The following is an 8,930-nucleotide window of genomic DNA, read 5'->3' as shown; positions in this document are numbered from 1 at the left end:
TGCCGTGAACGGCTTCTTGTGGTTGTTGAGGGTGATGGTGGCGCAGGTCGGGCTGAAGGAAAATTAGTAAATTTATACTCGCAGGCTATTAAAAAACTGGGCAGCCTCAGTATCGGGCCTGGGGTATGTTGGCTGCATAAAATCAGTACAAGACGGCCGGGAAGCCGCTATCGAGGAGGTATCGCATGGCCGCCTACACCCTGCGTCAGCTCAAGTATTTCGTCACCACCGTGGAATGCGGCAGCGTCGCTGAGGCCTCGCGCAAGCTGTATATCGCCCAGCCGTCGATCTCCACGGCGATCAAGGGGCTGGAAGAGAGCTTCGGCCTGCAGCTGTTTATCCGCCACCATGCTCAGGGTGTTTCCCTGACCCCCGGCGGCGCGCGGTTCTACAAGAAGGCTCAAGAGCTGATCCGCATGGCCCGCGAGTTCGAGCAGAACGCCCTGGCCGATAACGACGTGGTGGCCGGGCAGATCGATATCGGCTGCTTCGAGACCGTGGCGCCACTGTATCTGCCGCGACTGATTGCTGGCTTTAATGCGCTTTATCCTGGGGTGGAAATCCGCATCCGTGATGGTGAACAGCAGGAGCTGATTCAGGGCCTGACCGCCGGGCGCTTCGACCTGGCCATCCTTTATGACCACGACCTCGACGCTACCATTGTCAGTGAACCGCTGATGACCCCGCAAAAACCCTACGCCCTGCTGCCCGAAGGCCATCGTTTTACCGGCCAGGCTCAGGTGTCGCTGCGCGATCTATGCCTGGAGCCGATGATCCTGCTCGACGTACAACCGAGCCGCACCTACTTCGTCAGCCTGTTCGAAGAGCTGGGCCTGGCGCCCAATATCGTCTTCAGCTCGCCGTCCATCGAAATGGTGCGCGGCATGGTTGGCCAGGGCTTTGGCTTCTCCCTGCTGGTTACCCGCCCGCACTCGGAATGCACCTACGACGGCAAGAAGGTGGTGACCGTGGATATCAGCGAACCGGTGGCCAGCTCCGGCCTGGCTGCTGCCTGGCTCAAACGCGCGCCGCTGACCAAGCCGGCGCAGTTGTTTGTCGAGTTCTGCAAGGAGCAGTTGGGGCGGGCGAGCCAGTGAGTCAGATGCCCTGGCCGCCTGACACTTCAATGCGCTGAGCGTTAACCCAACGATTGTTGTCGCTGAGCAGACCCGCAATCATTGGTCCGATGTCGTCAGGCACACCTGCACGGCCCAGCGCAGTCATGTTGGCGAATATTTTGTTCACTTCAGGGTTGTCACGGACTGCGCCGCCACCAAAGTCGGTCTCAATGGCACCAGGTGCAACAGTGTTTACGGTTATGCCCCGAGCGCCCAATTCTTTGGCCATGTATATGGACAGGCACTCAATGGCTGCCTTGACTGCGGCATAAGCGCTGTAGCCTGGATAAGAAACGCGAGTTAGGCCTGAAGACAAATTCACGATCTTTCCATTGTCGGCAATTAACGGAAGCAATGTCTGGGTCAGGAAGTAAACGCCCTTGAAATGAACGTTAACTAGCCCGTCGAACTGTGCCTCGGTGGTTTGCTCAATCAGGGCATAGTCGCCGTGACCGGCGTTGTTTACCAAGTAATCGAAGCTGTTCCGCTGCCAGGTGTCGCGCAGTACATTGCGAAGGCTATCGGCGAATGCAGCGAAGTCAGCCACTTTCCCCGTGTCTAGTTGAAGGGCTACCGCCTTGTGGCCCAAGGCGGTAATTTCAGCTGCTACCTCTAGGGCACATTCGGCACGACTTTGATAGGTAAGGATGACGTCACCGCCCTGGCGGGCGATGCTCAAGGCTGTGTTGCGGCCAAGGCCACGACTGCCGCCAGTGACGATAGCAATTTTGTTGGTAAGCATAGGAAACTCCTTGTCTGATGGAGGCCCCATGGTAGGTAGATGACGGCTTGAAACCCTTGCCGAAACCTAGCAGTTGTATGCCCAATCCTCCAAAGCTGCTACGTGGCGTCAGCGTAACTACTAGGATTGCGCCATGAATGACACCTTGCTTGATGCGGTTCGCCGCTACATAGAAATTAATGCGGATTCGACGGGGCTTGCCCAAACCCCCATTCCTGGGCTGACCACCATTCGGTCTGTAAAACCCTCCGGCTTGGTGCACGCCATCCCCCAGCCGCTGGTTTGTTTGGTACTACAGGGTACGAAGCAGGTAGCCATGGGGGACAAAACGTTCACCTTCAATGCTGGCGACTCTCTGCTTATCACCGCCGACGTGCCCACCCTGAGCCAGATCACCCAGGCCAGCGTCGAAGCTCCGTATCTGTCCTTGGTCCTGGACTTGGATACTGCCGTTCTCGCTGAGCTGACGTTGCAAATGCAACCCATGCCAGCAGCCGAGGGCGGTCCGGTTCATGCTGAGCCCACTGACAGCGAAGTGGCCGACGCGGCCTTGCGCCTGATGCGTTTGCTGGATCGTCCGGCGGCGTTACCGTTGCTGCACTCGCAGCTGGTGCGCGAGCTGCACTACTGGTTATTGGCGGGCCGGCATGGTGCGGCGATACGCCGGCTGGTTGGGCCTGGCAGTAGCGCGCAGCGAATAGCGCGGGCTGTGGCCATCCTACGCGACCAGTTCGCTACATCTTTGCCAACTGAACGCCTCGCTGCTGCCGCTGGGATGAGTGTGTCCTCGTTCCATCAGCACTTTCGCGCCATAACGTCACTCTCTCCTCTGCAATTTCAGAAGCAGCTACGGTTGATCGAAGCGCGAAGAATGATGATGGCCGAGGGTGTTTCAGCAAGCAGTGCGGCGTTTTCCGTGGGCTATGAAAGCGTGCCGCAATTCACTCGAGAATATGGCCGAATGTTTGGTATGCCACCGGCTAAAGATGCCGAATCCGTCAGAAAGCGGGTAATGGGGGAGGACTAATCCGTTGGCCTGTCTTACTGCATGCAAATGCAGAAAAGAGTCGTCACTCGACCGCGAAAACTTAAAGGCTCAGGTGGCAAGTAATGAGCTCTTTCAACGTCTAGAAAGGCATGGCCTTATCCTCAAAGGCTTAACCTGCGATTGTGTGGGCCATTCCTGTCTGCTTCGGCGCTAAATCTGCGTCTTTGGCCGACACTCCAGCCAAGACTGAATACACTATGCGCCAGACTTTCCCGCGCCATCCCTATGGCAGCATCGAACAAGGACCGCGCCTGTATGGCTTCTCCAGATAAACAGCAAAAACGCGCCCAACGGGCAAAAGCCAAGGCCAAGCAGAACCGTTCGGGCAAGGCCAAAGCCCATGCAGTGCATCCGCTGTTGGCTAATCCGCTGATCAACGAGCCGTTCGATGATGTGGAAATCGACCTGAGCACCTTCGACTTCAAAGACATCGAAGAGAACGGTTTTGACCCGGCGCACTTCGACGACCTGTTCCAGGCGATGAAGGTCGGCGAAGGCATCAGCCTGTTGGCGATGTGCCTGATATTCCTGCAATACCCGGTGTTGGAGTTGGTAGTTGCGGAGGAAGCGGAAGACGCTGCCACGGACTTTATGATGGGCCTGCTGATCGTTTATCGCGGGATCTTCCACGATGAAGACGAAGACGCCGCCGTAGAGTGGATCGGCAGCGACGCCTTCCAGCATGCCTACAACGAAGCCTCGATGATTCTGCAGAAGAAAAACGCGCGCGGTACCCCAGGCGCCCGCGCATAGCCGAGGGACTGTTTATTCCCTTGGCTCAAGGGCGGGGTGCTGCTGCATGCGGTGTAACGGCTGCGCTGGCCACACGGGGCTGTTGGCAAGCTCCGGCCAGCAGCCCGAGGTTCAGAATGCGCAATAACTTCCCGTCAGCTCGACACGGCCGAAACTGGCATTGGGGTCGAGTGGTGTGATGGCCAGTAATTGGTCGAGGCGTACCTCGAACTGGCCGTTATCGTTCTGCAGCACAAGAAACTCTTCCTTGCTCGGCGCCGTGCGCGTGGTCAGCGCCCTGGCCACGAAGCTCGGCCCATCGAGCAGTTCGATCTGCAGACCGTAACGGTGCATACAGGCGATCTCCAGGTAGTCGTGCAAATCGCAGCTCAGGGGCTGATACGCGTTCATGATCGGTCTCCTAGCAGCCTTGCAGCGGGATGATGTAGTAGCCCTGCCCGGTGACGGCAGCGGCGATTTCGGGGTGGGCCGGTTCGCTGTGGCAGAACTGGCAGCGGCTCTGTTCGATATCGGCATCCTGCACGCCGCGCTCACTCATCCAGTCACGGGCGTATTGGGTGGCGCGAGCCTGGTCGTTACCTTCGATCAGTACATCGACGTGCAGATAACGGCCGTCGCGGGTGCGCACATGGGTGTCGAATACATTTACGTTCATCACTGATCCTCCTTCCAGATAGCCGGCAGCGCAAAGGGTGAAAATGCGCGAGGCTCCTTACTTCAAATCGTCGATGGAAGCGCCGAAGTTCAGATGCAGCACCTGGTCTTCGTAGACAAATGCAGGCACCGACTTGACCCCGGCCAGTTCGGCCTCGGTGACGCGCTGTGGTTGTTCGCCAAGGTGGATAACCTCGACCTTGAGTGCTGGGTCCAGCAGGTTGAGCAGGGTCTGTTCGGCCGAAATACAGACAGGGCAGCCGGCGTGATAGAAGCGTGCGTTGGTCATTTCGAGTCTCCTTGAGTTAATTTGGTATCGATTCGATACTTATACAAAGATTACGCTTGACCTTGTCTTTGTCAATATGGTTTTTGATCGATACTATGTGTCGACAGGAGTGATATATGACCGGCACAACCCTTTTCGATCTGCTTGAACGGTTCTCCAGCCTCAGCCGCATCTGGTTCCGCCAGCACCCGCTGCTGGCCGAGATGCAACCCATCCAGTTGAGCGCGTTGATGTACCTGGCGCGCTGCAACCACTACTCCAATACGCCGTTGGGGGTGACCGACTACCTGGGCCTTACCAAGGGCACGGTGTCGCAGTCGCTCAAGGCGCTGGAGGCCAAGGAGCTGATCGTCAAGGTTCAGGATGCACGCGATAAACGTAGCGTTCATCTGCAACTGACTGATGCCGCGCGCAGCCTGCTGGAGGCGCTGTTGCCGCCGGCTTTTCTTGCTGAGGGAGAGGCGCGTATGGGCGCGCGCGGCGCACAGCTGGAAACGCTGCTGGGCGAGCTGCTCTGCGAGGTGCAGCGCAGCGCGGATGTGCCAAGCTTTGGTCTGTGCCGCAGTTGTCGCTTTCATCAGCAGGTCGATGATCTGCCGTTCTGTGGCTTGACTCAGGAACCCCTGGCGCCGAGCGATGCGAAGCTGATCTGTCGTGAACATCAAGCCCCCGAGGTCGCCGCATGAGCCTGCCCAGTATTCGTCTCGACGCTCTGCTTACCGGTCGCGTGCAGCCGTTCACCCGGCCTGGCTCGCGCAGTGCTATCGACAAACAGCCGCAACAAGGCCTATTGGCGGTGAACCCGCTCGGCCTGGGCGGTGATGAACAGGGCGATCTGCGCGTGCATGGTGGGGTGGAGAAAGCCATTCATCATTATCCGTATGAGCATTACGCCGCCTGGGCCGCCGAATTGGGCGCGCATCCGCTGCTGATGCAGCCGGGGGCCTTTGGCGAAAACTTCAGCAGCAGCGGCTGGACCGAACATGACGTCTGTCTGGGCGACCGCATTCGCGTGGGCACGGCGCTGTTGGAGGTCTCGCAGGGGCGTATGCCGTGCTGGAAGCTCAGTGACCGCTTTGGCGTGGCCGAACTGGCCTTGCGTGTGCAGCAGTCCGGGCGCACCGGCTGGTACTACCGGGTGCTGGAGGAGGGCGTGGTCAGCGCCGGCGACAGCCTGCAGCTGGTCGAGCGGCAGTTCGGCGACTGGTCGCTGACCCGTTTGTCCGCGGTGCTGTTCGACAAACGGGTGGAGAGCGAGCTGTTGCGTGAATGCCTGGCCCTGCCATTGGTGCCGTCGTGGCGGCGCACCCTGGAGCGGCGCCTGGAAAAAGGCCTGGTCGAGGACTGGGCACCCCGCCTGCAAGGCAAAGACGCGGCCGAATAACGCAGCATTATCCTTTGGTCGTAAGTGCAGCAGATGCGAATGCTTCTACACTGGATTCGCGCGTTGATCTACGGATGTCCAGTACCGGCGTAGGGCGCTTTTCTGGGGGCGATATGAGCCGGCTGATCTGCGCCGATTTCGATGAGTTCGAAGAGGCCTTGTATGGGGTCGAGGGGCATTACGTGCTGCGTTCGCGGCAGCAGCGCGAGTGGCGGCTGCGCGTCGTTGAGCTAGGCGGCGTGGCCCTGATGTTCGGCCGTGAAGGCGCAGGCACCGTCTACAGCGGCGTTGGCCTGCCGGGTTTCTTCAATATCTTCCTGCCGCTGAGCCGCCACGAGTGCACGGTACTGGGTGGCCAGCGCCTGGACCGGCGCTTGCTCGGTTGGATGGTGCCCGAGGCGATGTTCCATATAGACGCTAGCCAGCCTACGAGCTGGATGACCGTGGCCATGTCCTGCGAGCTGGTGCTGCGTTGGGCGCAGCAGCATGAAGACGAGTTCGATTCGTCGATCCTTTCGCGCAACCTGATCTGCCGGGCCCAGCAGGACTTGGCCCCGCTGGTCTGGTTGGCGCTGCGCCTGCTGCGTATCGATCATTGCGCACCGCAGGAGCTGCATGCCCCGGCGGCTGAGAGCGCGGCGCGCGATGAGCTGATGGCACTGGTGTTCCGCAGTCTGCTGCCAGTGACCCCAGCTCAGCGCGGTGTGGCCGCCCAGCACAGCCATCAGCAGATTCTGCGACGGGCTCTGGAGTTGGTGGATGCGATGCCTGATACCCCGCTGCATATGGCCGACCTGTGCCTGGTCTGCAACACCTCGGAGCGCACGCTGCGCAACCTGTTTACCCGCTACCTGGGCATGAGCCCGCATCGCTACCTGATGCAGCACCGCCTGCACGCGATTCGCCGTGCCATTCTGCGCGCGGCTCCGGGGGAGACCATCACCGATATCTGTGCACGTTTTGGTGTGTGGGATTTTGGTCGCTTCGCCGGCTTCTACCGTGGTTACTTCGGTGAATTGCCGTCGCATTCGCTGCGCAGTCGGCGGCCAGCGTCACCGGCTTTGTCGCTCAGTCACCGTTGACTCCACGCTGCAAGGTCGCGCTGGGGTATTCGCCGAATAGTGCGTGATAGTCCGCGGCCATACGACCGCAATCGGTATAGCCAAACCGCTGGGCGATCACGGCGACGCTGGTGAGGTTCTGGTCGGACACTGCCAGAGCGGCTCGCAGTAGATGCAGGCGGCGCAGGCGCAGATAGCGGGCTGGCGCCATGCCCAGGGTGGCCATAAAAGCGCTGCGCAACGTGCGCTCACTGACGCCCGCTGCACGGCACAATTCGGCCATACGCGGTGTGCGGCCGGTAGTGATCGGCAGCAGCTGCAACACCTGGCTTAGCAGGTTCTCGTATGTGGCCTGGCGAGCACGCTGGCGCGGCGTGATGCGTGGTGACATGGCGGCGTCCTGGCCGTGGGTGATGGCTCCAGGCTGCGCCGAGCTGTGCGGCGCCGATACGTAAAACAGGCACATTTAGACGCTGAGAAGCTTTGCCGATTTTACGTAGCCGGCTACGGGTGACTGCCGCCAGTATCAGGCCATCGCTCGCCACCCGCTGCCCCGCATTCGGCGTCCTGACGAGCCCCCAGAAGCGTTCGAGCATCATCGACGCAAGTGGAGGCTGTATGTGTCTGTCGAAGCGCAATATGGGCATCTTCTGTCTGGTTCTGGCTGGCGCATCCGCCTGTGCATGGGCCAACGCACAGGGGCCGCAGCTGCTTGAGGTCGAGCCGTTCGCCGAGCTGCCAGCCGGTGTGCGCTATCCGGAAGGGCTCGCTGGCAATCCGCACAACGGCGAAATCTATGTCGGCACCTTCGATGCTCGCCAACCCGCCTGCGACCGCAATAACCAGTTGCTGCGCTATGCGGCGGACGGCCGGCTGCTGGCGCAACGCGCCTTTGCCGCTACCCCGCTGACAGGGTTGGGCTATGTCAATGGGCAGATTTACATCCTCAATTTTGGTGCAGGCAAACTGCAACGCATTCCGGCGGAGTTTGTGGCGAACACCCCAGTCGAGGACTTGCTCGACTTCCCGCAACTGAAGCCGGCAGCACCCGCTGCGCGCGCGGTGGCCAACCCGGATGGCAGCCAGGATCAGATCCACTTCGGCTCCAGCGGTATGCCTGCGCCAAATGGCCTGGTGTTCGCCGGCAATGGCGACCTCTACGTTTCTGACTCCTTCCAGGGCGCGCTGTATCGCATCGCCAACGCCACGGTTTGCAAACCTTGTGCGCTAGAAGTGCTGTCGCGCGATCCGCTATTGGCCACGGCAGGCTCTCTGCCCTTCGGAGCCAACGGCCTGGCCTTCAACGCCGACGAAAGTCAGCTGTATATCAACAACGCCGGTGACGGCCGCCTGCTACGTATGAGCTTGCCGAACGGCGAGGTGCAGGTGCTGGCCGAGAGCCTGCCGGGGGCCGACGGTTTGTTGTTTCACGACGGCCTTCTGTGGCTGTTGGCCAATCAGATCGACCAACTGCTGGGGCTCGACGAGCGCGGCCTGATCCGCGTGCGTGCGGGTGGCTTTCAAGGCCTCGCCAGTAACGGTGCGCCGCGTGGCCTGTTATTCCCTGCCAGCAGCGTGGTGCAGGGCGAGTGGATGGTGGTCAGCAACCTGGCTCTGCCATTGACGCCTGCCGAGGGCGATGAGTGGGAAGAACAGGTGAGCACCTGGAACCTGATGCGTGTACGCCTCCCGCAATCGCCAACCAAGGGAGAGCCCGCCAATGCCGCACAACCCTGAGCAACCTCTGAATAAAGGCCGTCGCCAACTGCTGTTCGGCTCGGCCGTGCTGGCCACAACGATGTTGTTACCCCTAGGCGGTTGCATGCGCGGCAGTGGCTCCGCAGCAACCCGTCCACAACCTGAGAATGGAGAGCGCAAGAC

At 60.3% G+C, this 8,930-nt stretch carries 12 protein-coding genes; 7 read left to right on the top strand and 5 right to left on the bottom strand.

Annotation, left to right across the window (positions count from 1 at the left end):
• The first annotated feature begins 185 nt into the window (after nucleotides 1–185).
• Nucleotides 186–1,097, top strand: a complete 912-nt coding sequence (locus RHP75_RS16205; RefSeq protein ID WP_311089097.1) for a LysR family transcriptional regulator — start codon at nucleotides 186–188, stop codon at nucleotides 1,095–1,097.
• A gap of 1 nt (nucleotide 1,098) precedes the next feature.
• On the opposite strand, the gene RHP75_RS16200 is transcribed toward RHP75_RS16205, so the two are convergent.
• Nucleotides 1,099–1,860 (bottom strand): SDR family oxidoreductase, encoded by a 762-nt coding sequence (locus RHP75_RS16200; RefSeq protein ID WP_311089096.1) that lies wholly within the window; start codon nucleotides 1,858–1,860, stop codon nucleotides 1,099–1,101.
• A 133-nt stretch (nucleotides 1,861–1,993) separates the two neighbouring features.
• Between RHP75_RS16200 and RHP75_RS16195 the strand changes: the two genes are divergently transcribed.
• Both RHP75_RS16195 and RHP75_RS16190 read left to right on the top strand, forming a co-directional pair.
• Entirely contained in the window at nucleotides 1,994–2,887 is an 894-nt protein-coding gene (locus RHP75_RS16195) for an AraC family transcriptional regulator (RefSeq protein ID WP_311089095.1), read from the top strand.
• A gap of 276 nt (nucleotides 2,888–3,163) precedes the next feature.
• On the top strand, nucleotides 3,164–3,661 hold the full coding sequence (locus tag RHP75_RS16190) for a hypothetical protein (RefSeq protein ID WP_311089094.1): 498 nt from the start codon (nucleotides 3,164–3,166) through the stop codon (nucleotides 3,659–3,661).
• A 111-nt stretch (nucleotides 3,662–3,772) separates the two neighbouring features.
• Here the strand turns inward: RHP75_RS16190 and RHP75_RS16185 are convergent, their stop codons facing one another.
• From RHP75_RS16185 to RHP75_RS16175, 3 genes are read right to left on the bottom strand one after another with little or no spacing between them, the layout of a single operon-like run.
• On the bottom strand, nucleotides 3,773–4,051 hold the full coding sequence (locus RHP75_RS16185) for a Rho-binding antiterminator (protein WP_311089093.1): 279 nt from the start codon (nucleotides 4,049–4,051) through the stop codon (nucleotides 3,773–3,775).
• Between the two features lie 10 nt (nucleotides 4,052–4,061).
• Nucleotides 4,062–4,316 (bottom strand): DUF2024 family protein, encoded by a 255-nt coding sequence (locus RHP75_RS16180; RefSeq protein WP_311089092.1) that lies wholly within the window; start codon nucleotides 4,314–4,316, stop codon nucleotides 4,062–4,064.
• A 57-nt stretch (nucleotides 4,317–4,373) separates the two neighbouring features.
• Entirely contained in the window at nucleotides 4,374–4,604 is a 231-nt protein-coding gene (locus RHP75_RS16175) for a thioredoxin family protein (protein ID WP_311089091.1), read from the bottom strand.
• A 116-nt stretch (nucleotides 4,605–4,720) separates the two neighbouring features.
• Between RHP75_RS16175 and RHP75_RS16170 the strand changes: the two genes are divergently transcribed.
• The 3 genes from RHP75_RS16170 (at nucleotide 4,721) to RHP75_RS16160 (ending at nucleotide 7,070) form a co-directional block, all read left to right on the top strand.
• On the top strand, nucleotides 4,721–5,290 hold the full coding sequence (locus tag RHP75_RS16170; RefSeq protein ID WP_311089090.1) for a MarR family transcriptional regulator: 570 nt from the start codon (nucleotides 4,721–4,723) through the stop codon (nucleotides 5,288–5,290).
• Nucleotides 5,287–5,988: an MOSC domain-containing protein gene (locus tag RHP75_RS16165; protein ID WP_311089089.1), complete on the top strand. Its 702-nt coding sequence runs from the start codon at nucleotides 5,287–5,289 to the stop codon at nucleotides 5,986–5,988. The genes RHP75_RS16170 and RHP75_RS16165 overlap by 4 nt, the downstream gene beginning before the upstream one ends.
• A 113-nt stretch (nucleotides 5,989–6,101) precedes the next feature.
• The gene (locus RHP75_RS16160; RefSeq protein WP_311089088.1) at nucleotides 6,102–7,070 is read left to right on the top strand and encodes a helix-turn-helix domain-containing protein; all 969 of its coding nucleotides are present in this window, start codon (nucleotides 6,102–6,104) and stop codon (nucleotides 7,068–7,070) included.
• Here the strand turns inward: RHP75_RS16160 and RHP75_RS16155 are convergent.
• Nucleotides 7,057–7,440, bottom strand: a complete 384-nt coding sequence (locus RHP75_RS16155; protein WP_311089087.1) for a helix-turn-helix domain-containing protein — start codon at nucleotides 7,438–7,440, stop codon at nucleotides 7,057–7,059. The two genes, RHP75_RS16160 and RHP75_RS16155, sit on opposite strands and share 14 nt — an antisense overlap.
• A gap of 227 nt (nucleotides 7,441–7,667) precedes the next feature.
• Here RHP75_RS16155 and RHP75_RS16150 point away from each other — a divergent pair, with 227 nt between their 5' ends.
• Entirely contained in the window at nucleotides 7,668–8,786 is a 1,119-nt protein-coding gene (locus RHP75_RS16150) for a hypothetical protein (protein WP_311089086.1), read from the top strand.
• Nucleotides 8,787–8,930: the final 144 nt, after the last annotated feature.

The organism is Pseudomonas sp. SG20056 (assembly GCF_031764535.1).
Lineage (GTDB): Bacteria > Pseudomonadota > Gammaproteobacteria > Pseudomonadales > Pseudomonadaceae > Aquipseudomonas.
Note: the sequence above shows the minus strand (reverse complement) of the source record. Positions and strands in the feature narration are given on the sequence as shown.